Source organism: Sulfolobus islandicus Y.N.15.51 (genome assembly GCF_000022485.1).
Classification (GTDB): domain Archaea; phylum Thermoproteota; class Thermoprotei_A; order Sulfolobales; family Sulfolobaceae; genus Saccharolobus; species Saccharolobus islandicus.
In genome coordinates this window covers 2,570,084-2,596,967 of the sequence record NC_012623.1, presented here as the reverse complement: position 1 = coordinate 2,596,967, position 26,884 = coordinate 2,570,084, and the positions used below count along the sequence as shown (strand labels likewise).

Sequence of the window (26,884 nt, the reverse complement as noted above, 5' to 3'; positions counted from 1 at the left end):
CCTAACTCGCCTCAAATGTATAGCTTACTGAGTATCCATTAGGGGTAACTAACTGAACAGTATAATACTGCGTAGTAGATAAGGGTGAGGATAAATAGATGATAATTTTAGCTACAGAACCAGGGTATAATGTATTAGTATTAACAACCCAATAGGGTAATGTACTAGAAGAGTTATATCCTATCTGTTGTAGATTTCCTTGCGGGCCGAAGTACAATACACTATTTTTCAAGTTAAAAATTGTTGACTCTCCTATATTATGTAAGTATACTATTACAGTTGTAGAACTGGCATTTGTAGCATAATCTATTTGAAGATCAGTAACCAATTTTTGCGATTGTAATATACTATATGATACCATGTTAGTAGATATGGATGACACTACAGAAAAAACCGATCCCGCAACTACTCCTACTAATGTGACTGCTACGATTAACATTATTGTCTCGCTAATCACTTCGCTAGCCATTCTTCCCTACCTCCAATACCAATAGATACTTTTTCATTTCTGCAGTTACTGAGGAGTAACTTTCAGCTACATTCATAGCAATATCGGCTAAATCTTTTGCTCTTATCTTTCCATTATTAGTCCTAATATAAGATTGCACCTTGTTCACAATAAACATATCATCTGCAGAGATGTAGCCTAATTCATATAAAGCTGTCAACTTAGAATCATCATAATCCAAAATCTCCAATAATACACAATTTCTGATGAAGGTACTCAAATCTATGTTGGATGTTCCAACAATTTCAGCTACAGCCTTTAATTCTTTATTACCCTCTGGCCTCTGTTCGCCTTTAGACCGTTCTGATATGATATTGAAAGGTGATGATGAATCAGCCTGAGCGGATTTTAGAGATAACACTGCATCTTCAATTGAAGAATTTAATTTCTGTAAGGTTTGCTTTAAATCTTCCATAGACCCATTTAGAACATTTACCAGATCACTTTGATATTTATCCATTCTATTTATTAGGTTCTTAAGAAGCTCTTCAATCTCCTTGCTAGAATTGGTCGTAATTTGCTGTTGTTGCTGATTTTGTTGTGTAGTAGAAGCAGTTTGTGGTGGTTGTGTATTCTTAGGCCTAGTTATTCGTGGAAATACTATCTTAAAAAAGGATATAAAGAATGCTGCCAAGGGTATGCTTATGCTAATCAGTAAAATAAATAGGGGAGATTCCATTAGTTGTTCCAATTCAAGTAAGTTTAAATTTATCATTCTTCACCTCATGAATGTTATAAAGTGGGAAAAAAAGAATGATACCTTTTTATTACCTATTTTTTGCACTCTGATCTCACCCTATTACCGATACACTGCCTTCTGGTTGATACACGTATTCAGATATTGTGAGAGGGGACCCTATGTTAGGTGTGATTTGTATTGTTATTGTCTGATATTGAAATACATGACTTCCTAAATCTGGCCCAAACAAGATCATTACTCCGATTACTGATCCAGCGGGGGCAATTGCACTACCTATTAACGGATCTCCAGCGACTGGATAAGTAAATGCAAATGTTTGATTAACAAACGCATAGTAAGTTACTAATGTGCCGCTAATATTTAGAGTGAAAGTAAACATGTTATCATGCGCTAGGAATGGATATGTTTGAGTTGCTGAAGAGGGAGTTGTAGTAGTAATGTATAAGGGGGATGGAGATACTTTATCTATTTTCGACAAAGTATAGTTAAGCGCTAGTAAGGCATAGTAGGGATTTGGGTAATATACGTATGTTTGACCTGCATTTGTCTGCTGGTTAACCAGATCTAGATATTGTCCATTCGCGTATACTTGATTTGCTAGTTCAGATGGTGATACTGTTAATAAGGTGTATTTATATATATTTGAATATGATATCCCTTCAACAGAGGCGGTAAATGAAATAGCTGTAGTACTAGGTGACAATTCCACGCTGGATACTCCAGAACTGGGAGATACTGTGAAGTATATCCAATAACTTCGCGTATTTGATGGATAGTTAACAGCGTATAGCACAGAGCCCGATAACGTTAATGCTGTTGACGCTGTCTCTTCTCCTTTATCTATAGTGGATTTGGCTTTTTGTGTCACAAATAATCCCATATTTATGGCTACGTAAGCTAACACTGATGCAGTTATTATGAATGCTATCAATATTATTGCTGTGTCTAATCCAGCTAATCCTTTTCTTTTCACTTTTTTATTGTATTCTTTTAACATTTTTTTGGTGTTCATTTTTAGGTCACTTGCTGAAATCCCTTTCTTAGAACACTTTTAAAAACCTCTCTCTGATTTTCGACTACCAGTCTACATGACTTTAGGCTATTTTTTAAGTAACTGTTACCGAGTAATGTTTGATGACTCCGGTCTTTCTAGAATACAAGGTTATACATGATAATATTACATATTATATTATTTACATTTTTATTTATAACTTATCACTAAAGTTAGTAACAATGTATACAATAAATCCAAATTCTCATACAATTCTTAGTTATAATGTATCTCTGGAGCCTCAACAAATTTTTTCAAACATTACTGGAATATCTACATATTATAGCTTGGATGGGAAAAAGATTCTTGCTTATGAAAATAATAATGGAAGTATAATCGTAGCATATAATGGGTTAATTCTGAAAAAGGTTAGCAATAACTCTGTTCGTTATCTAATAGCTGCTAACTATCCGGGAATTGATAACAGTAAATTCCTGCTTTGTGGGTTACTTCAGAATTATACAAAAATTTATAAATAATTATACCGAGTATTACTCATGGGAAAGAGTAAGTACAAGAGGGATTGGAGCAAGTACGACGAGAACGTTATAACTAGATACGAGCTAATGTTCCCCTTCTACGTCTTCCAACACTGGTGGGAATTACTAGCAGAAGAGAATAGGAATGCCAAGAAAACCTACAAGGCGCCAAAGGAGTTCAACGACTTCCTAGCGTTCCTGCACTTGTTCCTACCTTATAGGGCCATAGAAGGAGTATTGAGAGCATTAGAAAGACTGAAAATCATCCCAACAAGCCTAGACTACTCAACAATATGGGAAAGAGTAAGAAACATGAACATAAAATTCCCAGAGGCAAATGACCAACTTGAAGTAATAGCAGACGCAACGGGAATAAGCACAAACAAGGGAGGACAATTGCAAAATGGGGAAAAACCAAGGACTCAAAATTCCTCAAGATCGAAATAGTAATGGATAAGGACCAATTCAACGTAATAAACGCTGAAGTAACCAGCAACGAGGTTCAGACTGCAGTTAAGACGGTTAAGGATTTACAAGATAAGGGAAAGAAGGTCAAGAAGTTTTATGGAGATAAAGCTTATGATGCTAATGAGGTTTACAAGACTGGGGTTGAGGTTGTTGTTCCACCTAGGGAGAACGCCTCCACTAGACGCGGTCATCCTGCTAGGAGAAAGGCTGTAAGGGAGTTCAAGAGGTTGGGTTATAATCGTTGGAGGGAGGAGAGGGGTTACGGTGTTAGGTGGAGGATTGAGTCCTTATTCTCTGCTGTGAAGCGTACTTTTGGGGAATCTGTTAGGGCTACAAGGCACTACATGCTGACGCCTCTAACAAACCTATGGGGATAACGAGTCTAGCGCGTCTCCCACGTCGAAGTCCTTGACATTAACTTCCTTACCCCTAGGAATCCTAAAACTCTTCTTGACAACTCCCTTGTAAACACCGTCCTTTATAACATGATAACAAATGCTTGCAAGCTTTCCGGCAAGAGCACAAGTAGCTTGAGTAACACTCTTCCCCCTAGCAATAAGCCTCTCATAATACCCTTTAAAAGGCTCAAGACCCCTAGCAACCTTGGCAACCAAGTAGAGAGCTCTACGCAAATACTTATTACCCCTAATCATACCGGAGTGAGACTCGCTATCACCACTCTGCTTAGTTTTGGGTGCAAAGCTTGCATAAGCCCTAGCAGCCTTAGAACTGGAAAAACGGGAAACATCACCGAACTCAGCGTAAATAGTTGCAGCACTAATCAAACCAATCCCGGGGATCTTACTCAACTCAATTACTGGTTTTGGAATCTTGGAAATTATCATATCCTCAACCTCCTTAATCATTTTCTCCAAGTTTTTTAACAGTTCAACTAATTGTTTTAACGCTAGTTTTCCGCGTCGTTTAAGTTTCTCCCTAGTTTTTCTTTTAGTTCCTCCTTCTCTTCCTTGCTTAGTCCCTCCCCCTTTACTAGCTTTTCAAGTAGTTTTCTTCCCTTCTTGTCGAATGGTTGTATTTTATATCCCGCGAATTCTAATATTTTCCTTATCTCGTTCTTTACTTGTGTTGTCTTCTCTACTAAGCTTTCCCTATATCTCGTTAGTTCTCTTAGCTCCATTATTTCTCCTGTTGGTATGTATGATCCCTTGATTACTCCGGTCATGTGTGCTACTAGTAACCTTTGTGCGTCGAGTTTGTCTGTCTTTTTCCCTAGTATTTCTGTTAGGTGTAGTGGGTTTATTACTGTTACCTTGTATCCTTTTTCCGTTAGTTTTTCGTGTAGGTAGAAGTAATATATTCCAGTTGCCTCTATTATTCCTTCCTTATATTCTCCTAGGAATTTAATTAGTTCCTCTATTCCCTCGTTGTCGTGGTTGAATTCCTTTACCTCCTTGACGTATACTGCTGATTTTTCTTGTTCTACTACTAGTTCTCCCTTTGCTGCTGTTAGTTTGCTTTGTGAAATATCAATTGCGAAGGCCTTGTTTGTAACTTTTAATTCCATGCTTGGGGGGTGTTCTCATGCAGTCATCTTATTCGATATTGAATAGTAAAAATATTAAATATATGTTAAGATTATAAGTCTTCGTGAGAAAACTTCTTGTGTGAGGGTGACGAGATTGTATAGGGGAGACGAGAATGGACCTCGTCACCCTCACACAATTAATAGTATTGATTTTAGAGAATTTAAAGGTTAAGCCTAGAAAACACGATCTAGAAAGGATCTCAATGGCAATAGCTGCATACTTGTTGGGAGTGCCAATAACTAAGCTTGGAATACCGCCATCAACAATTTATTACTACACTAGGAAATTGGGTGTAAGGAAGAGGAGGGAGATTAGGCCAAACTGTCCATCTTGTAAGTCGGACAAGGTGATCAAGAATGGTTCATCAAGAGGTAAGACAAAGTACAAGTGTAATGTCTGCAGAAGGACTTTCTACGATGCTAATAGTCGTAGGATGAGTAGGGAGCAAAAGGAGAGGATCTTGAAGGAGTACTTGAATAGGATGAGCATGAGGGGAATAGCTAAAGTTGAGGGAAAACCTTTAACTACAGTTTACAGTCTGATAAAGAGAAAAGGAATAGTGGCATACGTTAATTTATTAGTCCTACAAGAGCAACTAAAAAGCTTTACCGCAAAAGTCACGGTATTTGACGAGAGTTGGACTTACCTTAGGGTTAGGCATGGTTCCAAGAGGGAGAACTTGTGGATTTGGAATGCCTTAGCTGATGGTTTACCCTTCTTTACTACGGGTGATAGGGATTATAAGACTTTTAGTTTTCTCTTGAATTCTCTGCCTAAGAGTGAGGTTAATTACACTGATGATTACTCTGTTTATCAAGTCCTTGACAATCACGTTGCAAGTAAGAAGTACACTTATACGGTTGAGAGTTATAACTCTTACTGTAGGGCTCATTTGGCTAGGTTGGCTAGGGACACTAGGGCTGTCAATAGGAGTGAGAGAATGGTTGATTATAGTCTTGCCTTACTTAATGTCATGTATCCAGTAATTTATTCAAGGGAGAAGACTCCCTTGAACGAGGCTTACTTGAGGGGAGTACAGAATATTAGAGAAACTCTGATATAATTTTACTATAAGTTCTCGAATAAGATGACTGCATAAGAACACTCCCCATGCTTGTGTATTACGCGTTTCTCGAGATATTTTTTGTTCTCATAATACCTTGTTTTCTTTGCATAGTGTTAAGTGTTTCAGCCCCTAGAGTATTTTGTTACAACCTCCTACTCGGGGGTTTTTATCCCCTCTTGTTAGATCGTTCTAGGGGCTTCACAGCTAGCCTTGTAGATGGGGTTTTATCCCCATGTTTTCTATGAGCTTATGTTGTTTTTCTCCTTACTTGTTTATTTCCTTTTCTCTTGTAATACTTGGTTTTATTCGTTCTCTTGTTTTGCGTGGATTGCCCCGTAGGAGTTTTTTAGGGCAAGTGGTTGAGGCTAAGCTCAAGTTCTGGGCTTACGCGTGGATGGTCCACTTGGCTAATTCTTTAGTTGGTAGAGCTCCGGGTATTAGGGTGTGAGCTTGCGAATAACGTTGAAATAAATAGTAATCACTAAAAAATTCTTAATGTATCATATCATGCTTATGAAATAAATTGAAATAGCCCACAAAGCACTGCAGAGAGATAGACTTTTGGAGTCTCAACCATTTTTAAACCTTTCAATATTACCGAAGTCTTTCCTATCCTTCTCACACCGATTATTGTAGTTGGTTGCCTTCTATTTGCCATTTCAACTAGTTGCCTTATCTCGTTTTCCCTATCAAAAGGTTCATCAACTGGTTTACCGAAGATGAATTTTATGGGTACTCCTGGGTACCCATGCTATTAAAGTTTATCTAGAATACTTTTTAGGTTAAGAAGAATCCAATTTCAAAACCAACCTTATGAAGATTAATATTACAGAATCTTTCTTTAAGAATACACAACGTAAACTAATAAGGAATTTGATTTTTTAGTCTCCAAATCTAATTCGCTTTTAGCAAAATAGTTTATCATATAATCTTGATTCTCTACAAACAGCGTATATAGAATTTACCATATTCTGATAAAAGTTATAAACAAAAGAAAAACAGAAAATGATACAAAATAGTAAATTTAGAATTTACTAATTAAAGATTATTAAGACAACCCTAGAGGGTTGCAATGATTACTATCGATACCGATAATTGGGTAACTTTAAATTTATTACTATCGATTCTGATAGTATGAGTGAGTTAATAGTAAGACAAAAAGGAAGATTAAGATTAATGACCCTTTGGCTACTATGGCAATCTCCAAAAAGAGGCATTGACATTATCGATGATATTAACAAAATGAGCTGGGGCTTTTGGAAACCTTCTCCTGGTTCAATATATCCACTTCTTAATAAAATGGTAGAAGAAGGAACAATAGAGAGAACTTCTGATGGCAAATACAAGATCACTGTTAAAGGAATAGAGGAGATTAAGGAGATCTTACCCATTAAGCAGATAAATAGCATTGAAGATTCTATACAAGAACTAGAAGGACTAGCGCAATTCTTTAAGGAAGTCGAAAAGAATAAACTCTTTGAATATAAAGAGAGGATCTTGAACGCGGTAAAGGAAATAGAGGAGGTCGTTAAAGGTGCGTAATCTCGCGATAAAAGCTATAAATCTGACTAAGAGATTTGGAAAGTCCGTTGCGGTTGATCACATTAATTTTGAAGTATATGAGGGTGAAATATTTGGCTTTCTAGGTCCTAATGGGGCTGGGAAGTCAACCACAATAAAAATGTTAACTACTGTATTAACACCGTCTGAAGGAACTGCAACTGTTAATGGATATGATGTAATAAAACAGCCCGCACATGTTAGACAATCAATAGGCGTAGTACCACAAGAATACACTGCGGATGAGGATTTGACTGGTTGGGAAAACATGATGATGATGGCAGGACTTTACGGAATACCAAAGAAAGTAGCAGAGGAGAGATCTAAGGAGTTACTTGAAATGGTTGAGTTAACTTATGCTGCTAAGAGAAAAGTTGAAACGTATTCTGGAGGTATGAGGAGGAGATTGGAAATTGCTATGTCACTAATAAGTAGACCTAGAATACTGTTCTTAGATGAGCCAACGTTAGGTTTAGACGCGCAAACTAGGGCTGCAATATGGCAATACATAATGAAGCTAAAGGAGGAATATAAGATGACAATATTTGTTACCACGCACTATTTAGAGGAGGCTGACATGTACGGGGATAGAATTGCAATTATTGATAAGGGAAAGATTTTAGCAATAGGAAGCCCCAAGGAGTTAAAAGAGAAGATTGGTGGGGATTTAGTTTCACTCCAGACCAATAATGACGAATTGGCAATTAAGGTAGTTTCCTCAATAGATGGAATATTAAATGTAAAGAAAGCAAATGATGGTATTAGAATTAAGGTTAGGAATGGTGAGGAGAAAGCTCCAGAGATCCTAGAGTCTTTAGTTAAAAATGGTATTAAGGTTAGTAGAATGTCAATTACTGAACCAACAATGGATGAGGTATATATGGAGTTCACTGGAAAGAGGCTGAGAGATGAAGATGCTAGCGCACAAGAAATGTTCGCATTTAGAAGAACTATGAGGAGGGCGAGAACATGATAGAGGAGGAAAAAAATAACTATTCCGTTTTTCACGGTTTGTGGACTTTAGCATCTAGAGAATTGAAGAAGTGGTATAAGGCTCCAGTGATACTTCTCCTTTCATTAATACAGCCAATATTCTGGATAGGAATATTCGGTAAAGCGATGAATCTAGGTAGCATCTTTACTGGGACCTCCTATAACATCCCTGGCCTAACAATACCAAAGCAAGTGTTAGATCAAATAGGTTTAGAAATACTTAAACAGACCTTCGGGACTAGTGATTACTTCTCCTTCCTAGCGGCTGGAATGCTATCCTTCATAGTGCTATTCACATCGATGCAGAGCGGTATGTCTATAGTTTGGGACAGAAGATTGGGAGTACTAGATAGAATTCTAACTACTCCTGTAGCCAGAGGGAATATAATAATAGGTAAAGTGTTATCTGCTGTAATAAGGTCACTAGTGCAAGCTACGATTGTCCTTGCAGTAGCTATATTGTTAGGAATGACCTTCTATCCTGGAATTAACCCTCTTGACTTCCTAGGAGTTTACGCTGCATTGTTTCTCATGGCTTTCGGATTATCTTCACTATTCCTAATGCTGGCACTGAGAGTCATAAGTTGGGAGTCCCAAATGGCAATAATGAATTTATTAAACCTACCATTACTCTTTACCAGCAACGCATTCTATCCAGTGAAATCAATGCCGTACTGGTTAAAGCCAGTAGCATACATTAATCCATTAACGTATTCCAATGGTGTTGCAAGAGGATTATTGCTAGGAATAAGCACTAATCTTGGCCTAGACTTCCTTTATCTAGGATTATTCGCATTAATATTATCTACAATCGGTATAGTACTATCTTGGAAATATCTCTCCAAGTGAACCTTTTTCACGTAGAAACACTTTTATTTATAAAATAATGAGATAATTGCAATGAGCTACTTCGATAATATTCAACTTTCAACAAGGATTAAAACGTTCATAGTAGCTTCAGCAGGTTTTTACTAGACGGTTACGATTTAAACGCAATATCATTTGCGGTTACGGTAATATATAAACAGATCTCCTTAACAACTGCCCAGTATAGTTTATTGTTAGCTGCATCGTTGATTGGTATGATACCAGGCTCCATATTATTTGGATGGTTATCAGATAAGATGGGTAGAAATAAGATAATTGATCTCGATCTTTTCTTCTTAGTTTTTGGCATAAACCCAATTAAAAATACATCTCCAGAAGTAATTTCCGATAGGCAATAAAAATAACGTTACGATTCCGGAAATTGCAACACCAACCCAATACATTGCTACGGACCCAGTCAAATATCTTCCCCTAGATCTTGAAGGTGAAAGTTCAGACATTAATATGCTACTTATGGGAAATCTCCACCTATTCCAACTCCCAATAACAATCTCGAGATGAAAAGTTCAACAAAGTTCTGGGAAATTGCAGATAATAGAGGTGTAGCCGATTTATTTAAGGGAAAACTACTAAAGATTACACTTTTTGTAACTAGTGTTTGATTCCTATTTGATGTTGCCGCTTATGGGATGGTCTGTATTATCCAGCTTTACCTGAAGAATTTGCATTTCCATCTAAATATGAGGCAGTACTGGGGACTCAGGCTATCGCTGGAGCTTCCATTTTAGGATATATTATTGCTGATCTCCTTGTTGACTCTTTATGAAGAAGAATGGTACTTCTAGTTGGATTAGGTTTCATGACGCTATTACTTTATCTAGGAGGAGTTTATAAGGTCACTGGAGGAATATTAGTACCATATTTCATGTTGTTCGTAGCCTTTGAACAATGGTCAGGAGCAGTAACATTATTTTATCCAACTGAACTATATCCAACTCCAGTTAGGGCGGTTGGACAAGGATTTGCTACTGAAATTAGTAGAGTTGCATCAGTACTTGGCGTATTTTACTTTCCAATATTAACGAAACAGATAGGATTCATTAAATAACACGGTTCTTGAGGCGTTTGAATAATCAGTTATGTGAACTTTCCCATTAGTTAATTTCCATATTAGATACGTATCTACAGTTCCAAACTTTATTTCTCCTCTTTCAGCCTTTTCCCTTGCATTAGGAACGTTATCCAATATCCACTTTATCTTGGATGCGCTAAAATAAGGGTCTGGAACTAGCCCCGTTTTATCCTTAATCATCCTAAAGTAATTTGACTTTAGCCAATCTGTTGTATGTGAAGTTCTTCTATCTTGCCAAACTATTGCATTGTAAATTGGCTTTCCACTTTTTACATCCCACAGTATTATAGTCTCCCTCTGATTGGTCACTCCAATTCCGGTAATCTGCTTGCCCTCAATCTTTGCCTTTTCCATCGCCTCCTTTATGGCCAGCATTTGTGAATTCCATATCTCATGGGGGTTATGTTCAACATACCCTGGTTGTGGATAATGCTGAGGGAACTCGTGTTGACCTATTCCTACTATTTCTAAATCTTGATTGTAGATTATTGCCCTAGCACTTGTTGTTCCCTCATCTATTGCAAAGATGAAGCTATTAGGCACAATAAAATTATTTGTTTAACTAATATTTAACTCTTTTAGATCATTTTAGGAAGATATTTGGATTTATATCTAAGTAATATTGATTACTAGATACATTTTAAAAAACAAAATTTACAAGTGATATATCTATAAGCGAGTTACCAATATCAACATTTTTAATGCTAGGTTCGTAACACATTACTATGGAGATTAAATCTACAGTAACAGTAATTGGAGGAGGAATCAGCGGTTTATTTACTGCCTTAGATTTAGCGTTAAGAGGAATTGACATAATACTGGTAGAAAGAAGCGATATAGGTTCTGGAACTTCCGGAAAATTTCACGGGCTTCTTCATAGTGGGGCTAGATATGCGGTATCTGATCCAGAATCCGCTAAGGAGTGTATTCAAGAGAATAAGATAATATCGAAAATTGCTCCTCATGCAGTGAAAGATACTGGTGGAGTATTTCTTGGCATTACTAACGATGACCTACAATTCTCTGAAACTTTCATGAAAGCGTTAAAAGAAGTTGGAATCGAACATAAAGTCGTGGACGTTAATGAGTTGTTACAGAGTGAACCCTTTATTAATAGGGATACAAAGCTGGCGATTTGGGTTCCCGACAAAGTAGTTTATGGTTACGACCTAATGGCTAGCGTCGCAGTTACAGCATCGTTAAACGGAGCTAAGATTTTAACGTATAATGAGGTAGTAGAGTTTATAAGGGATAAAGATAGTGTTAAGGGAGTTAAGGTTTTCGACAAAATAAACAATACTACTAACGTGATAAAATCTGACTTTATAGTTAATACAGCAGGACCCTGGTCCTTCAAAATTATAAGGATGGCTGGTTTAGAGGAAATACCAATAATGCCAACTGCGGGAATTATGACAGTCTTTGCCCAAAGGGTTAACAACATGGTTATTAATAGATTGAGACCGCCCTCTGATGGAGACATAATTGTACCATACGCTGATTCGTCAATTCTAGGAACTACAGCTACAATTATTGAGGATCCAGACAACTTCACCATGTCAGATGAAGATATTAATATGTTAGTAAGTGAGGGAGCTTACCTAATACCAAAATTAAAGGAAATGAAGGTAGTTAGATCTTATGCCTCCATAAGACCTTTAATTAGAATTGATGTCTCTGCAAGAGAGGCTACTAGGGATTTTAGATTAATTGATCACGAAAAAGAAAATGGGTTAAGAGGATTAGTATCCGTAATTGGTGGTAAGTTTACAACTGGTAGACTAGTTGGAGAAAGAGTAGCTGATTTAGTCTCTTCTAAGCTAGGCATAAAGAGTGTGAGTAAAACTGCAATGACTAAGCTGATTAGCCCTCTAGATATTAATCTGTTGGATTACGCTGAAAGGATTGGGATACCTAAAGCGGTGGTGAAGAGTATTTTAGATAGGAAAGGATCCTTAGATGAGGAAAGGTATTTAAGTTCACTATATATTTTTTTATCACTAATTTCTAGGGGGAGGATATAGGAAATGGATTTTAAGGGAATTTTTGAGGTAAAGAAAAAGATAAACGCAGCTAAGGAATTCTTAACTAATCCTAAGCAGTTTGCAGAATGCCTCCCTGGATTACAGAGCTATGAGGTAATGAATAATGCATTTAAAGCGAATTTCAAGCTAGATGTGTCGCAAATGAAAATACCCCATATGAGCACATTAACTGCCTTAATAACTGCAAATATCCTTGAAAAAGAGACTAGTGTAGAGATAAACGGTAACGGTAGATCTGCTGGGGTTGGAATAAAGTTTAATATCGTCATGGGATTAGAGGAAGGTGAGGAAATTACTAGAGTGAGTTGGTTTGCCAGGGTAGATCTTGGAATGTTATCTAAACTTTTAGGGGAGGACAACATTAGAAGAATAGCCGAGCCCAATATAAGCCATATAATAAACTGTATTTCTTCAAAATTATCATGATCTATTGTAATTAATATTCTTCGTATTAGTAAAAAAATCTCTAACTTCTCATTAGCTTATTTGTTACTGATTCCTTTCTCTTTCTCTTGAAGTATCCTCCACAATATTTTACCTGATCCACTCTTTGGTAATGAATCTACAAATTCTATAACCCTGGGATATTCATAAGCGCTCATGTGTTGTTTACACCATTCCCTTATTTCTTCTGCACTTATCTTCCCCTTATATTCTGGTTTTAATACTATATACGCCTTAACTTCCTCATTAGTTCTCGGATCTGGTGTAGCAACTACACACGCTTCTAAAACTGCCGGATGCTGATATAGTTTGTTTTCTACCTTAGTTGGCCATACCTTATATCCCGCTCTATTTATCATTCTCTTTATTCTATCGAGGATAAAGAAATATCCTTCCTCATCCATATATCCAAGATCTCCAGTTCTGAAATATTCTAAACCATTAACAGTTATGAATGACTTCCTAGTTTCTTCCTCATTATTCCAATAACCCTTAAATAAACTAGGGCACCTAACTATTATTTCCCCTTCCCTATTAGGTGGAAGCACTTCACCAGTGGATGGATCGATTATTAAAGCGTCAACTCCAAAATGTGGAATCCCTAAACACTGTAACTTAGGTCTCTGTGGAGGATTAACATGGGTTTGAGACATGGTTTCAGTTAATCCGTAACCCTCAATATAATCTAACCCAGTTAACTCCTTTAACTTTCTAGCAACAGCCTCAGGCATGGGAGCACCTCCTCCACCTACCAGCATTAGCGAGCTCAAATTCCTCTTTTCTACGCCTGGTGTAGCTAACAAATCTACAACCATGGTGGATATGTTAGTCCAATGGGTGACCTTATACTTCTCTATCGCATCTAGGGCTGCCTCCCTATCCCAAATAGTCAGTAAAACTATCGTACTCCCAATATATAATGGAGCGTTTAAGCTATGAACGAAACCAGTCACGTGAAATACTGGTAACGACGATAAGGTTACTGCAGAAGGCGCTAACGTATTCCAGATAACTGAACCCAAGATCGTAGGCCATATGGTTGAATGCGTATGAATACAACCCTTTGGAACTCCAGTTGTGCCCGAAGTATAGGGAATTACGGCAATATCTTCAGCCCTTACCTCAACTGATGGTGGAGTATAATTGTTTCTTAAAGTTTCCTTCCAAGGAATCACGTCATCGCTTAACTCTGGCTCTTTCTGCATCAATGGATGGACCTTTATTTCTGGTTTCTCTGGAAGATAGTCCTTAAACTTACCTGCTATAACCCATTTAACTTGAGTATTCTCTTTAGCTTTAAGTACCTTGTTAAGATATGAGGACAAAGTTATTACTCCAACTGAACCAGAGTCCCTAAGTATGTAGTTAAGCTCATCTTCTGCCAATAATGGGTTTATTGGAATCAATATCGCGTTAGCTCTTAGAATTCCAAAATACGCTATAACCCATTGTATTGAGTTTGGCATAAATACTGCTATTCGATCCCCTTTTCTCACTTTAAGTTCATTATGTAGAAATGCTGAAAATCTAAGTATAATTTCCCATAATTCCCTATACGTTATCCTATTACCATAATATATTATAGCAGTCTTATTAGGATACCTCTGTGAGGAGACCTCAACAATATTGAATAGGGGAACTTCTGGGTAGTCTAATGACTTAGGTAATTTAGGTGGCCAATATTTAAACCATGGTCTATCAGATAATATACTTTGGTTCACAGAAAAATTTAGATATATACACTAATAAACCTTTATTCACAGAAAAGCTTATCTATTATGGATAAAAATAAACTATTATATGAGAATACCATTAGTTGGGAAAGAGCCAATAGAAGCTGAGGATATGGGATTTACGCTGATTCATGAACATTTAAGAGTTTTTAGTGAAGCAGTCAGATATCAATGGCCTCATTTGTACAATGAAGATGAGGAGTTAAGAAACGCTGTAAATGAGGTTAAAAGGGCTATACAATTTGGAGTAAAGACTATAGTGGATCCTACAGTAATGGGATTGGGAAGGGACATTAGATTTATGGAAAAGGTAGTTAAGGACACTGGGATAAATTTGGTAGCAGGGACGGGGATTTACATATACGTTGACTTACCTTTCTATTTCTTAAATAGGTCAATTGATGAGATAGCTGACCTATTTATTCACGATATAAAAGAGGGAATACAGGCTACTTCCAATAAGGCTGGCTTCGTAAAGATAGCTGCAGACGAGCCAGGCATTACTAAAGATGTAGAGAAGGTAATAAGAGCAGCAGCTATAACCCATAAGGAAGCTAAAGTACCTATAATTACGCATTCTAATGCTCACAATAACACTGGATTAGAAGAACAGAGAATATTAATGGAAGAAGGTGTTGATCCAGGAAAGATATTAATAGGACATTTGGGGGACACTGATAATACGGATTATATAAAGAAGATAGCAGATAAGGGATCCTTTATCGGATTAGATAGATATGGTTTAGATTTGTTCTTACCAGTTGATAAGAGAAATGAAACAACATTGAAACTAATCAAGGATGGTTACTCTGATAGGATAATGATTTCACATGACTATTGTTGCACAATTGACTGGGGGACTGCTAGACCAGAGCTTAAACCTAAACTCGCTCCAAGATGGAGTATGGCACTAATATTTGAGGATACCATACCGTTCTTAAAGAAAAATGGAGTGAGTGAGGAGGTTATAGATATAATATTCAAGGAGAATCCGAAAAAATTCTTCAGCTAAATATTTATTTTAATTCAACATATTTATTATAACATGCCACTTGATCCTCAAGTTAAAGATCTCCTAACTAAAATAAATTCGTTATTACCTACAACTCCTCTAACACCACAAGAGTTCAGAAAAGTCAGAAATGAACTTTTTGTCAATTTATTTAATAAAGAGAAAGTTGAACTGAATGATATCCGTAATATGACTATTTCAGGGAGTAATGGGGATATAAAAATTAGACTCTATTTTCCAAGCCTAAAGGAAAACCTACCCGCTGTAGTGTATTATCATGGAGGAGGTTTCGTTTATGGGAACTTAGATACTCATGATAGTGTATGTAGGCTAATTTCGAAATTATCAAATACGATAGTAGTTTCAGTGGATTATAGATTAGCTCCAGAACACAAATTCCCTACACAAGTTTATGAAGCTTATGACGTTGTTAAGTGGTTGGCTAATAATGGAGGAAAGTTATCAATAGACACGTCAAAAATTGCAGTTGCCGGTGATAGTGCAGGAGGCAATTTGTCTGCAGTAGTTAGTATTCTTAATAGAGATAATAAGGATAATATTGTGAAGTATCAAGTTTTAATATACCCTGTAGTTAACATGTTAGATTCCTCCCCCTCAATATATAATTACGGTGATGGATATTTCCTAACCTATGAGAGAATTTTATGGTACAATAAGCAGTATGTTAAGGATGATAATGACTATTATAATCCTTTAGCCTCACCTGTGTTCGCTAATCCACATAACCTTCCTCCAGCGTTGGTAATAACTGCTGAGTATGATCCCTTAAGAGATCAAGGGGAAATTTACGCTCATAAATTGAAGATGAGTGGAGTAAAGGCAATAAGCTTAAGATATAACGGCATGATTCACGGTTTCGTGAGCTTTTACGAATATTTAGATGTGGGAAGGGAGGCAATACATCATATTGCATCATCAATTAAAAAAATATTTAACTATTGATTTTTTACTATAACATTTTTCAGAATACCTATTTTTTCCACATAAAGTTCTATACTACTATTTGGCTTTAACGATTTACCTATATCTAATCCAGTACATCCACTTACAGTGCCACTACCGAAAACATCGCCGGGCCTAATGTGTTCGTCTTGTGAGACATATTCTATCATTTCTTCAAAAGTCCATTGCATGTCCTCTGCCCTAGTATCACACCAGATTTCATTATTGATTTTAGCGTAAACTCCTAACCCCTTAATGTCTGATAACTCGTCCTTAGTAACTATCCAAGGCCCCAATCCATTGGCGAAGTCCTTACCCTTAGCTGGACCTAACAAACCTTTCATTTCAGCCATTTGTATATCTCTCGCACTAAAATCATTGAAAATTGTAAAACCTAATATGTAATCCTTTGCTTTTCTTTTATCAATATCCTTACCTTTCTTATATATTATGGCTGCTATTTCTAACTCTATATCAACGTGATTAGAGTACTTCGGCCAAGGTACTTCCTCTAAATGACCATAAAATATTGCTGGATCTCCCTTGTAATAAATAGGTATCTTGAACCATTCTTCAGGAATAGGCTGCCCTCTTCTCCTATAAGTAGCCTCAACGTGACCTTTAAATGCTAAGAAATCCCTTAACATATTCGCCCTTAATAATGGGGCCTTTAACTTAACATGATTAATATTATAAAGAACCTCATTTCTCTTCTTTGCCCACTCCAAAATTTCCTTGACCATTTCCAATCCCCTATCTCCAGCTTGAAGAACACTTAGCATATCTGGAGGGACAATAGCTTGGCAATACCTCTCCACAAACTGTTCATCTTCCCCTTTCTCCATTAGCATTAGATAACAGGAGGTATTCAGATCTGCCACATGCTCATCGTTAACCAAAACACCACTTCTTACCCTATTATCCTTAACGAAACTTAGTAGTTTCATGCTCTCTAAAAATATTTAATCGAAAAAGGTAATATATTATCATGGAAGTTCAATATAAGTTCGAAAGGATAAGTGATAACGTATACGCTTTCATTCAACCTAATGGTGATTGGTTCTTAAGCAATACTGGGGTAATAATTGGTAAAAATTACGCTATAGTAGTGGATTCATTAACGAATGAGAAAATGACTAAACAATTCATTTCTGAAATAAGGAAAGTAACGGATAAGCCAATAAAGTATTTGATAAATACTCATGAACATGAAGACCATTTGTGGACTAATCACTTATTCCCTAACGCAATAACCATTTGCCATAAGAATTGTAGGGAGAAGGTAGTAGAGGGAATGAAGAGAGGGAGTAATCCCTACGAGAAGTTATTTAGTACAATAGATTTTTCGGGCTATAAATACACTCCCCAAGAAGTAGTAATTGATGATGAGATGAGAATATTTATTGATGATGATGAAGTTAGAATAGCTTATGTTGGCTACGCACATACGATTAGTGACATCTACGTCTATGTTCCTAATAAAAAGGTTGTATTTACTGGTGACCTCCTCTTTTCTCCACCTTGTACTCCATTTGCGTTAATGGGCTACATTCAAGGATATATAAATACGTTAGAGAACCTAGCTAATCTTAACGCAGAGGTTTATGTACCTGGTCACGGTGAGGTAAGTTATGATAGAAAAACCTTATATGAATCAAGGGATTACTTAATCTTTGTGAGGGATGAGGCTAGAAAACTGATGAAGAATATTGATGATCCTATTAGAGCTGCCTATGAAGTAAATTTAGGCAAATATGAGGAATGGATAAGTAAGGAGAGGATAATTGGAAATTTGGCTAGAGCTTATAGCGAGTTGAAGGGAAATCCTCCAGCCTCAAAATTGGAGAACATTGATAAAATATTAGTAGAGATGGTTAAATATAGGGAAAAGAAAGGTGAAATAAAGTAATTAATGTTGTTGCGACAACCACTTTAACACTATGGAGTTGACGTCTTTTTCACTGTTTTCCGTTTGTCCCCTACACTTTCATTTCAATCATTTTATATTCATTCATGATCGAGTGTAGAGACTTAGCCCTCAACCACCTACCAAACTTAACGGTATGTGGGTCATGGGGCTCCTTCGACCCCAACGGCACTGGGCTCACATCTCCGTAATCCCCCTCACCCTTTTGGGCATAGCCCACATCGGCATGAGAGATCATCATTTATCAATGAAATCTTAACATACTTAAATATAAAAAGATTTCTATTAACATGAAAAAGGATTCAGTCCAGTGTACACATCCAAATGGCCATATCCCTTCAACGAGATGACTTCACTATTTGGAGGTAATCTCTAGCTGTCAAAGACTTGAAGACCGAACCTTTTGCTGACAAATGCTATAGTGGGTACAAGTATTTCCTTATAGTCAAATTTTAACCCCCTTTCTAGACTTAACCTATGGCCAGTAAGAGTCGAAAGAAGCTAAAATTGGGAACATCTTCTTTTTTAGAACATGGATAATCGTAAGGATTCGCTGATCCACTTATATACAAACTATCCATTAAGAAATCACTTATAGTCTTATATTTGGGATCTGGACCTGGCATATGTGGATTTGCTAACGCGTAAGCCCAGATAGGGTTATTTGGCCCTCCTCTACTGGGTATAGCGTAAATACCTTTAGCTTCCATTTCTTCAATGCTACTTACTTCCGGATCTAGAGGAATCCTTCCACCTAATCAATCTTATATTTTTGACTCCATATATAGTTTACTATTTAATTTTAAGAAACTTTCACTATTAATTCTCTAAAGTTTCGCTAATGATTATTTAGCTATGACTTATCTTTGTGTAGCGCCCTCTCTGTAAGCTTCATTGACCTCCTCAAGTCTAACCCCTACTGTCTTTGGAATTGTAAACCATAACAATGCAGCAGCAAAAGGAACTGGAAAACCTAGAACTATCCATGCTGGTAATGGACCTATTATCCCTATTAAGGGAAATAAGAGCAAAGGCCCAACAACTCCACCCAAATGCCCTATACCATCAGTTATGGCGAAGCTTGTTGATCTAACTGCCGTTGGGAAGGCTTCGCTACTCATTAAATATCCAGCTAGGTATGGCGGGTTAAGAATGAATTCAAGGAGAAAATATGTTATAAACCAAGTTATAAGTTCCTTGTTAAGCAATAAGTAAGTTGAAACGAAAGAGCTAACTAGGAACCCTATTCCTCCAATCTGGGTTAATAACCTTCTATCAGTCCTTTCCACAATGCCTAGCAATAAAAATGAGATTATGGTGGCTCCTATCGCTGCAAACCCTGATAATCTAATATACTCTGCATATTGGGCCGGAGAAAATCCTACCACTACTTTTACGAATGTAGGACCGAGTCCAGTGGATGTGTATTGTATAAAGTAAATGAAGAACCAGAAAACTGTAAGCGAAATTAGACGCTTAAGATATTTCGGCTCTCTTAGTATTTTCAGTTGGCTATAGGATGGAATCTCTTCGTAATGAACTATCTTAGGCTGTGGAAGCGATTCCATTTTAGCTCTCCTCATACTTATCTCTTCCATTCTATTTACAATCCTTTCCACATCTTGTATCTTTCCTTTCTTCACCAATATTCTAACACTTTCTGGTGATGAAATAGCTAAAATGACAGTAGTTATAAGAGCTAAGACTCCAGGCAAAAGGAAAATTATTCTCCAACCTATTGTAGGGCTAATAGTGACGATAAACGCTGCGACTACCGTACCTGCCCCCACTGCTGTCCACCCTGAAATGAAAATCCAATTTGCATATTTTCCCCTTTTCGTACTAGGAGAAAACTCTGCAACATAGACCATAGCTAAATTGAGAGCTGCTCCTATACCTATGCCCTCTAGTACTCTAAAAATAAAAAGCGTAAAATAGTTAGTAGCTAAACCCATACCTAAACTGCCAATTCCTAGAAGCGCAAACGTGACAATCAGTATTGGTCTTCTACCTATCCTATCTGAAGCGATACCAAATCCCATCGAACCTACTATGTAACCTGCTAATCCCACAGATACAATAATTGAAGCTTGAGTTGCGTTTATGAAAGGGATAAATGGTAAAGCGTAACCTAAATTCGATACTGCATCATATAGGGTGGCAAAATACCCTATCCCTAATGCCCATAGTAGCGCATATGATAGTCCCCAGGTTGGTAATCTATCTATCCTAGCTAGATATTCATCTAACTTACTACTCATGAGGTTACTTAGATCAATAAATTCATAAAAATATCTTATGAAAGTCAATTTTTTAGACTTATACATAAATTGTATAATTAGATATTAGCTATCAATAATATATATCATAGAGAAATTTGATACAAAATTCGAATGAGTTTAACTCCTAATTAGAGCAAAGGGCAAACCTTCTTATTATTTATCTATTTATTCAATTTTTAAGGTCAATGAAAGTACAATAAGTTTATTGGACTAAAGAGATAAATTTTAAAGTTAGTCAAGAGATAGTGAGTTTGTGACGATATTTACTTTAAAGTTACCAATGCAAGGTCCCTTAAAGTACATAAACACATATTTAGTAAAAGATAATGAAGAGGGCATACTAATCGATACTGGACTACCTACTCAAGAAGATGTAATCACTTTAACAAATTATTTGAAGGCTCATGGTTATCCAAACTTAGTTGTAATTACCCACTACCATCCAGATCACATGGGGCTAGTTAGATTGTTTAAGGATAAGAGTGACATATTGATATCGGATAGGGAGTTCGAATATATAGCCTATCTGGTAAGTGAAGAATATGAAAAGGAAATGAGACAATATCTTCTCGCGAACGGATTTCCAGAAGAGTTCATTCAGAAAATGTTTAAAAATAGAAGTCGATTTAACGAAATAATTGACAGCGTAAATTTCAATACCGTTAAGGATGGGGATGTGGTAAAATTTGGGCAAGGACAGATGAGAGTATTATTAACGCCTGGTCATACCATGGGACATATTTGCCTAGCCTACGACAAAGTAGTCTTCTGCGGGGATCACATATTGCAAGACATAACGCCAAATGTATCGTTATTGAGATTGGAAGATAACCCATTGAAGGCATATTTAGAAAGTCTCGATAGGATAGAAAGATTAAGTGTTGAGCAATTATATCCAGCACATGGAGAGCCATTCAAAGATGTAAGTAAAAGGGTAGAGGAAATAAAGGAACACCATAAAAAAAGACTAGAGGAAATAAAGAATATTATAAGTGTTTTGAGAAGGGCTAATGGATTTGATATTGCGTCTAGAATTTCTTGGTATAAGAAGTGGGATGAACTCTCTACTTTTGATAAGCAATTGGCAATGGGGGAAACATTAGCACATATTAAATACTTGGTCGAAGAGGGCGTTATAAGGGAGATAAACAACACTAATAGTATTTATTATACTATGAGTAGTTGATATAAAATGGGTAAATATTAAAAATTGTATGAAGATTGAATTGAGATTACTTTTTAACCTTATTTTGCTTATCTTTATCCGATGAAAGTAGAAGATATTAAAAAAGTACTTGTAGTCGGAGCAGGAACAATGGGACATGGTATAGCTGAAATTGCTGCAATTTCAGGATATAAGGTGTACTTAAGCGATATATCTCAAGACATATTAAACAGTGCATTAGAAAGGATAAGATGGAGTTTAAGTAAGTTACGAGAGAGAGGACAGATAAAAGAGAGTATCGATACCATAATGTCCAGGATAACTACTATATTGGGATTAGATAAGACAGTAAGTGACGCAGACTTCTCAATAGAAGCTTCAACAGAGAGGATAGATATAAAAAGACAAGTATTTTCTAAACTTGACGAATTATTACCATCTCATGCAATATTAGCCACAAATACGAGCAGTCTACCAATTACTAAAATAGCTGAAGCTACTAAGAGACCAGATAAAGTTGTGGGGATGCACTTCTTTAACCCACCAGTATTAATGCAACTTGTGGAAGTGATGAAAGGAGATAAAACTAGCGACGAAACCGCCAAAATAACTTACGATTTAGCAAAGAGGTTTGGCAAACAACCAATAATGATAAACAAAGACGTACCAGGTTATGTTGTTAATAGGATATTGGGCCAGATAAATGTCGCCTCATGTATATTAGTGGAGAAGAAAGTTGCGGACTACAGAGAAGTTGACTCAGTAGCTAGATATAAATTAGGATTTCCAATGGGGGTGTATGAGTTAATAGACTATACTGGAGTAGATGTTGCATATTACGTTTCAAAGTCTAGAGAGGAATTAGGGATAAGAGATGATATACCAATATGCAGTCTAATAGAGCAGAAGTTTAAGAACAATGAACTAGGTGTAAAAACTGGAAAAGGTTTCTATACATATCCAGGACCAGGCAAGTATGTTAAACCAGAATTGCCAAAAGAATTAGCTGATAAATTAAACCCCGTATTAATTTTAGCTGGAGCTGTAAATGAGGCTGCTAGACTATTGAGAGAAGGAATAGCAAGTAGGGATGACATAGATTTAGGTGTGAGATTAGGCTTAGGACTTCCAAAGGGAATATTCCAATATGCAGATGAACTAGGAATTGATAGCGTGGTTAAGGCTTTAGAAGACCTAAAGGCATTATCTGGTTATAGTGTTTTCTCACCGGATCCCTTACTAACTCAAATGGTAGGAGAGAATAAATTAGGAATAAAGACTGGTAGTGGGTTCTATACATATGGAAAGGTTGAGGAGAAGAAACTAAACACACTTATTATACGTATTGAACCACCCCTAGCGTGGATTATATTAAATAGACCAGAGCGTTTAAACGCATTAAATCCAGAGTTGGTAAGTGAACTTGACAAGAGTCTAGATGAATTAGAGGGCAGAAATGACGTAAGAGTTGTTATCATCACAGGGAACGGTAGGGCTTTCTCAGCTGGAGCCGATGTTAGTTCGTTTATTACGCTAAGACCTATAGACGTAATAAGATTGAGGACTCTAAGGAATGTAGTAAACAAAATTGCTCTTTATACTAAGCCAATAATTGCAGGGATAAATGGGTTTGCATTAGGGGGTGGACTTGAGTTGGCAATGGCTTGCGATATAAGGATAGCTTCTGAAGTTGCGCAATTAGGACAGCCTGAAATAAACATAGGTATAATACCTGGAGCTGGGGGAACACAGAGATTACCCAAGCTAGTAGGGAAGGGAAAGGCTAAGTTAATGATATATACCGGTGATATGGTTTCCGCTGAAGATGCGTATAAGATGGGACTAGTGGATCTAGTAGCTCCAGCCAATAGGTTCGAGGAAGAGGTAAGAAGGGTAGCATTGAAAATAGCTGAAAAATCTCCAATATCCTTGTTGGCAGCTAAACTAGCGATAGAATTAGGATATGAATCCAATATCTGGATTGGACAGACCCTTGAGTCCACATTATTTGGGCTTTTATTTACAACTAAAGATGTGGAAGAAGGAGTAAAAGCTTTCTTGGAGAAAAGAAAACCACAATTTAAAGGAGAATAATTTTTTATTCACTTTATTTTCTTTCTTTAACCTTTTGGTAATCCTAGAACAACCTCCCCTAATAAATTCCTTAATATCTCTGAAGTCCCTCCAGCTATTGTTATAGCTCTAGAGGCTAATAAGCCATATATTATCTCTGGTCTAAATCCGGCTCCATTTTCCATTACTAGTCCTTCTATTCCAGCATTAGCTACTGCATTTTCATAAACTCTCTGTATGGCCTCTGAAGCTACCAACTTTATCACTGCAGCCTCTGGACCTGCAACATATCCCTTCTTAAGCCGCTCCAATACCCTCTTATAAAATGACTTTAGTGCTACTATATCCTCAGCGGTATTGAACAATTGCTCATTGTTAATAGATAATTCCCTTACAAGCCTTTCTACTGTAAATAATATTGTTCCTATGTTAAGCCTCTCATAATTTAGCGTGGACATTGCCACTTTCCATCCTTCACCGACGTTACCAACAACGTTCTCCTTAGGAACCTTTACGTTACTAAAATACAATGTGTTAAATTCTGACCTCCCAGTAATTTGCTTTATTGGGCTTATTCTTATTCCCTCACTTTTCATATCAACTACAAGCATAGTAAGCCCCTTATGTCTCTCCGATACATCACCAGTTCTAGTTAGAAGAAGACAATAGTTAGCCAAATGTGCATAACTACTCCATATCTTCTGTCCATTAACTAGAAAATGATCCCCCTTATCCTCAGCTTTAGTCTTTATTCCAGCTAAATCTGAACCAGCCTGTGGTTCAGAAAAACCTTGACACCATATATCCTCAGCCGTTAATATTCTCCTTATGTATTTCTTCTTCTGTTCTTCAGTACCGTTGAGAATTATTGCTGGACCAACTACGGATACTCCTAATCCAACTGTTGCATAAGGTACTCCTGCTTTGGCGAACTCCTCTCTAACTATTATCTCCTTAATCGGATTTTCTCCCCATCCACCATATTCCTTTGGCCAAGAAACCCCTAAATATCCTGCCTCATATATTCTCCTTTGCCACTCCCTTAAGATCTCAGGAGGAGCCATATCTCCTTTAGAGCTTATCTCCTCCGGTACATTATTCCTTATCCACTCCCTTATCTTACTTCTGTACTCTTCCAATTCATCCTCATTTTTACTCATAATTTTAATACCTCCTCTTCACTTTAAATACTTTCTTTTCTATCACTAGTAAAGAAATCTCTATATTTTTCCCTTAAAACCTTCTTATCAAATTTCCCTACACTAGTCTTAGGAATCTCCTTAACGAATATTATATCATCAGGTAGCTGCCATTTAGCAAATCTCTGGCTTAAATACCCTAATAGTTCCTGCTTACTTACTTGATTTTCAAACCCTTGCCTTAAAACAACGAAAGCTAATGGTCTCTCCCCCCACTTAGGATGAGGAATACCTATAACTGTAGCCTCAGCTACAGCTGGATGGGTCATTAAGTGGTTCTCCAAATCTACTGTACTTATCCATTCTCCCCCACTCTTTATAACGTCCTTTATCCTATCTACTATTTTAATATAACCTAGCTCATCTACTACAGCTAAATCTCCACTTCTCCACCATCTATCTACACCATCACCTACAAAAGACTCTACAGTTCTGGGATCATTATAGTAGGCAGAAGCAATCCAAGGCCCTCTGATCCATAACTCACCTATAGTTTTACCATCATGAGGAACCTCTTTACCAGTTGAAGGATCAACTACCTTTATATCAATTCCAAAAGCTGGTATACCTTGTTTTCTCAACAAATCCAACATATCCTTTTCAGAATATCTTTCCTTTATCTTGGGTTTAACAACACTGCCTGCAACTGAAGGTGTAGTCTCAGTAGCACCATATCCTTGTCCAACTTGAAATCCAAACTCCATTAGACCTATTACTAAGCTTAGAGGAGGCTCACTTCCTCCTATAAGTATTCTAGAATTCACAAATAATGGTTTGTTTTCCATGTTCCTTAAATAGTTTAAAATTGAACTAAGCACTTCTGGAACACCAGCAGTAACTGTAACTTTCTCGTTAATCATTAAGTCAACTAACGGTCTTGGGTTATCTGCAGTATATCTCCCTGGTAACACTAACTTCGCTCCAACTAGTGTAGTAGCCATAAATCCTAACCAACCATTTACGTGAAACATAGGTACTAATTGCATAAAAGTATCATCTATTGTGATATTACGTGATATTACTAATGTATTTAATACAATTGATCTATGTGAATAATATATCCCTTTAGGGTCTCCAGTAGTACCAGTAGTATATGCTGCATAACACGACGTCCTCTCATCGAACATTGGTATCTCATATTCCTCATCACCTTCCTCTACCAATGTCTCGTAATCGTAGTAACTATTTCGATGCATCTTCTCAGTGTCGGAAATCAATATGAGCTTCTTAACGGACGGTATATTGTTTGATATACTCTCAACTATAGGAATGAAGTCCTCGTTTAAGAAAAGAAATGATACTTTAGAGTGGTTAATAATCTTTGCCAATTGAAGTGGGTGAAGTCTAGGATTTAGCTCTAACATTACAGCACCAGTAGCAGGGATTGCGAAGTATAATTCGTAAAACCTATGCGTGTTCCATTCTAGTACACCTACTCTATCACCCACCTTAACCCCTAAAGACTTAAGCGAACTTGCAAGTTTCTTAACCCTTCTAAATGCTTCCCTATAATTGTATCTAAAGATCGTATTATCCTTTTTCCTAGAGACAATTTCTTGTTCCCCATACCACTTCCCTGCATGTTCTAATATTTGCTTGACGTTAAGTTGATAGTCATCCATCATAGTTGAAGGAAAACCTTTTATTATCTCCACATGTAATATGTAATCTTTTCTATATTTAAGCTTTTTTACCTTTATAGATAAAAA

General features: G+C 36.8%; 24 protein-coding genes and 5 pseudogenes. 16 read left to right on the top strand and 13 right to left on the bottom strand.

Annotated features, from left to right (window positions below; all coding sequences use genetic code 11):
• Nucleotide 1: 1 nt before the first annotated feature.
• From YN1551_RS14080 to YN1551_RS14070, 3 genes are all read right to left on the bottom strand, one after another.
• Nucleotides 2-469: a flagellar protein FlaG gene (locus YN1551_RS14080; protein WP_012710299.1), complete on the bottom strand. Its 468-nt coding sequence runs from the start codon at nucleotides 467-469 to the stop codon at nucleotides 2-4.
• Nucleotides 462-1,223, bottom strand: coding sequence for a hypothetical protein (locus tag YN1551_RS14075; protein ID WP_012718166.1), 762 nt, complete (start codon nucleotides 1,221-1,223; stop codon nucleotides 462-464). Before YN1551_RS14075 ends, YN1551_RS14080 begins: the two co-directional genes overlap by 8 nt.
• A 76-nt stretch (nucleotides 1,224-1,299) precedes the next feature.
• Nucleotides 1,300-2,205, bottom strand: coding sequence for an archaellin/type IV pilin N-terminal domain-containing protein (locus YN1551_RS14070; RefSeq protein ID WP_274379014.1), 906 nt, complete (start codon nucleotides 2,203-2,205; stop codon nucleotides 1,300-1,302).
• A gap of 137 nt (nucleotides 2,206-2,342) precedes the next feature.
• On the opposite strand from YN1551_RS14070, the pseudogene YN1551_RS17800 reads away from it, so the two are divergent.
• A pseudogene (locus YN1551_RS17800) lies at nucleotides 2,343-2,693 on the top strand (hypothetical protein); the annotation flags it as partial.
• 63 nt (nucleotides 2,694-2,756) lie between these two features.
• Nucleotides 2,757-3,583 (top strand): annotated as a pseudogene (locus YN1551_RS14060) (IS5 family transposase).
• Here YN1551_RS14060 and YN1551_RS14055 read toward each other — a convergent pair.
• A pseudogene (locus YN1551_RS14055) lies at nucleotides 3,572-4,731 on the bottom strand (IS110 family RNA-guided transposase). The pseudogenes YN1551_RS14060 and YN1551_RS14055 sit on opposite strands and share 12 nt — an antisense overlap.
• A gap of 134 nt (nucleotides 4,732-4,865) precedes the next feature.
• On the opposite strand from YN1551_RS14055, the gene YN1551_RS14050 reads away from it, so the two are divergent.
• Nucleotides 4,866-5,816, top strand: a complete 951-nt coding sequence (locus tag YN1551_RS14050; protein WP_012718163.1) for an IS1 family transposase — start codon at nucleotides 4,866-4,868, stop codon at nucleotides 5,814-5,816.
• A 343-nt stretch (nucleotides 5,817-6,159) separates the two neighbouring features.
• Nucleotides 6,160-6,267, top strand: a pseudogene (locus YN1551_RS16875) (IS5/IS1182 family transposase); the annotation flags it as partial.
• Nucleotides 6,268-6,330: 63 nt separating this feature from the next.
• Here the strand turns inward: YN1551_RS16875 and YN1551_RS16315 are convergent.
• Nucleotides 6,331-6,549: an ATP-binding protein gene (locus YN1551_RS16315; protein ID WP_080513594.1), complete on the bottom strand. Its 219-nt coding sequence runs from the start codon at nucleotides 6,547-6,549 to the stop codon at nucleotides 6,331-6,333.
• A 404-nt stretch (nucleotides 6,550-6,953) separates the two neighbouring features.
• Between YN1551_RS16315 and YN1551_RS14040 the strand changes: the two genes are divergently transcribed.
• The 5 genes from YN1551_RS14040 to YN1551_RS14025 all read left to right on the top strand — a co-directional run bounded on the left by YN1551_RS14040 (nucleotide 6,954) and on the right by YN1551_RS14025 (nucleotide 10,308).
• On the top strand, nucleotides 6,954-7,361 hold the full coding sequence (locus YN1551_RS14040; RefSeq protein ID WP_012718161.1) for a PadR family transcriptional regulator: 408 nt from the start codon (nucleotides 6,954-6,956) through the stop codon (nucleotides 7,359-7,361).
• On the top strand, nucleotides 7,354-8,352 hold the full coding sequence (locus YN1551_RS14035; protein ID WP_012718160.1) for an ATP-binding cassette domain-containing protein: 999 nt from the start codon (nucleotides 7,354-7,356) through the stop codon (nucleotides 8,350-8,352). The genes YN1551_RS14040 and YN1551_RS14035 overlap by 8 nt, the downstream gene beginning before the upstream one ends.
• Nucleotides 8,349-9,221 (top strand): ABC transporter permease, encoded by an 873-nt coding sequence (locus YN1551_RS14030; protein ID WP_012718159.1) that lies wholly within the window; start codon nucleotides 8,349-8,351, stop codon nucleotides 9,219-9,221. The genes YN1551_RS14035 and YN1551_RS14030 overlap by 4 nt, the downstream gene beginning before the upstream one ends.
• A gap of 146 nt (nucleotides 9,222-9,367) precedes the next feature.
• Entirely contained in the window at nucleotides 9,368-9,598 is a 231-nt protein-coding gene (locus YN1551_RS16870) for a hypothetical protein (RefSeq protein WP_338107042.1), read from the top strand.
• Between the two features lie 434 nt (nucleotides 9,599-10,032).
• On the top strand, nucleotides 10,033-10,308 hold the full coding sequence (locus YN1551_RS14025; protein WP_148206574.1) for an MFS transporter: 276 nt from the start codon (nucleotides 10,033-10,035) through the stop codon (nucleotides 10,306-10,308).
• Here YN1551_RS14025 and YN1551_RS14020 read toward each other — a convergent pair.
• A pseudogene (locus YN1551_RS14020) lies at nucleotides 10,300-10,875 on the bottom strand (FGGY family carbohydrate kinase); the annotation flags it as partial. The gene YN1551_RS14025 and the pseudogene YN1551_RS14020 overlap by 9 nt on opposite strands.
• 182 nt (nucleotides 10,876-11,057) lie before the next feature.
• Between YN1551_RS14020 and YN1551_RS14015 the strand changes: the two are divergent.
• A complete protein-coding gene (locus tag YN1551_RS14015) occupies nucleotides 11,058-12,356 on the top strand; it encodes an FAD-dependent oxidoreductase (RefSeq protein ID WP_012718157.1) in 1,299 nt (432 codons plus the stop codon).
• A 3-nt stretch (nucleotides 12,357-12,359) separates the two neighbouring features.
• A complete protein-coding gene (locus YN1551_RS14010; protein ID WP_012712929.1) occupies nucleotides 12,360-12,803 on the top strand; it encodes a CoxG family protein in 444 nt (147 codons plus the stop codon).
• Nucleotides 12,804-12,859: 56 nt separating this feature from the next.
• Here the strand turns inward: YN1551_RS14010 and YN1551_RS14005 are convergent, their stop codons facing one another.
• Complete coding sequence (locus tag YN1551_RS14005) at nucleotides 12,860-14,542, bottom strand: long-chain fatty acid--CoA ligase (protein WP_012718156.1); 1,683 nt, start codon at nucleotides 14,540-14,542, stop codon at nucleotides 12,860-12,862.
• A 79-nt stretch (nucleotides 14,543-14,621) separates the two neighbouring features.
• Here YN1551_RS14005 and YN1551_RS14000 point away from each other — a divergent pair, with 79 nt between their 5' ends.
• Both YN1551_RS14000 and YN1551_RS13995 read left to right on the top strand, forming a co-directional pair.
• Nucleotides 14,622-15,566 carry a phosphotriesterase family protein gene (locus tag YN1551_RS14000; RefSeq protein WP_012718155.1) on the top strand — a complete coding sequence of 315 codons (945 nt, stop codon included), beginning with the start codon at nucleotides 14,622-14,624 and terminating at the stop codon, nucleotides 15,564-15,566.
• A 33-nt stretch (nucleotides 15,567-15,599) separates the two neighbouring features.
• Nucleotides 15,600-16,529: an alpha/beta hydrolase gene (locus YN1551_RS13995; protein ID WP_012718154.1), complete on the top strand. Its 930-nt coding sequence runs from the start codon at nucleotides 15,600-15,602 to the stop codon at nucleotides 16,527-16,529.
• Here the strand turns inward: YN1551_RS13995 and YN1551_RS13990 are convergent.
• A complete protein-coding gene (locus YN1551_RS13990) occupies nucleotides 16,523-17,476 on the bottom strand; it encodes a fumarylacetoacetate hydrolase family protein (protein ID WP_012718153.1) in 954 nt (317 codons plus the stop codon). The two genes, YN1551_RS13995 and YN1551_RS13990, sit on opposite strands and share 7 nt — an antisense overlap.
• 41 nt (nucleotides 17,477-17,517) lie before the next feature.
• Here YN1551_RS13990 and YN1551_RS13985 point away from each other — a divergent pair, with 41 nt between their 5' ends.
• Nucleotides 17,518-18,438 (top strand): MBL fold metallo-hydrolase, encoded by a 921-nt coding sequence (locus YN1551_RS13985; RefSeq protein WP_012718152.1) that lies wholly within the window; start codon nucleotides 17,518-17,520, stop codon nucleotides 18,436-18,438.
• A gap of 70 nt (nucleotides 18,439-18,508) precedes the next feature.
• Here the strand turns inward: YN1551_RS13985 and YN1551_RS13980 are convergent, their stop codons facing one another.
• The 3 genes from YN1551_RS13980 to YN1551_RS13970 all read right to left on the bottom strand — a co-directional run bounded on the left by YN1551_RS13980 (nucleotide 18,509) and on the right by YN1551_RS13970 (nucleotide 20,783).
• Nucleotides 18,509-18,694 (bottom strand): hypothetical protein, encoded by a 186-nt coding sequence (locus YN1551_RS13980; protein WP_048052514.1) that lies wholly within the window; start codon nucleotides 18,692-18,694, stop codon nucleotides 18,509-18,511.
• A 232-nt stretch (nucleotides 18,695-18,926) separates the two neighbouring features.
• Nucleotides 18,927-19,166, bottom strand: a complete 240-nt coding sequence (locus tag YN1551_RS13975; RefSeq protein ID WP_238527856.1) for an esterase — start codon at nucleotides 19,164-19,166, stop codon at nucleotides 18,927-18,929.
• A gap of 150 nt (nucleotides 19,167-19,316) precedes the next feature.
• A complete protein-coding gene (locus tag YN1551_RS13970; RefSeq protein ID WP_012712923.1) occupies nucleotides 19,317-20,783 on the bottom strand; it encodes an MFS transporter in 1,467 nt (488 codons plus the stop codon).
• 208 nt (nucleotides 20,784-20,991) lie between these two features.
• Between YN1551_RS13970 and YN1551_RS13965 the strand changes: the two genes are divergently transcribed.
• Together YN1551_RS13965 and YN1551_RS13960 are read left to right on the top strand one after the other, a co-directional pair.
• Entirely contained in the window at nucleotides 20,992-21,924 is a 933-nt protein-coding gene (locus YN1551_RS13965; RefSeq protein ID WP_012715510.1) for an MBL fold metallo-hydrolase, read from the top strand.
• Between the two features lie 81 nt (nucleotides 21,925-22,005).
• Nucleotides 22,006-23,997, top strand: a complete 1,992-nt coding sequence (locus YN1551_RS13960) for a 3-hydroxyacyl-CoA dehydrogenase/enoyl-CoA hydratase family protein (protein WP_012718151.1) — start codon at nucleotides 22,006-22,008, stop codon at nucleotides 23,995-23,997.
• A gap of 26 nt (nucleotides 23,998-24,023) precedes the next feature.
• Here YN1551_RS13960 and YN1551_RS13955 read toward each other — a convergent pair whose 3' ends face one another.
• A complete protein-coding gene (locus tag YN1551_RS13955; RefSeq protein WP_012712920.1) occupies nucleotides 24,024-25,136 on the bottom strand; it encodes an acyl-CoA dehydrogenase family protein in 1,113 nt (370 codons plus the stop codon).
• A 23-nt stretch (nucleotides 25,137-25,159) separates the two neighbouring features.
• Complete coding sequence (locus YN1551_RS13950) at nucleotides 25,160-26,830, bottom strand: long-chain-fatty-acid--CoA ligase (RefSeq protein WP_012718150.1); 1,671 nt, start codon at nucleotides 26,828-26,830, stop codon at nucleotides 25,160-25,162.
• Nucleotides 26,831-26,884: the final 54 nt, after the last annotated feature.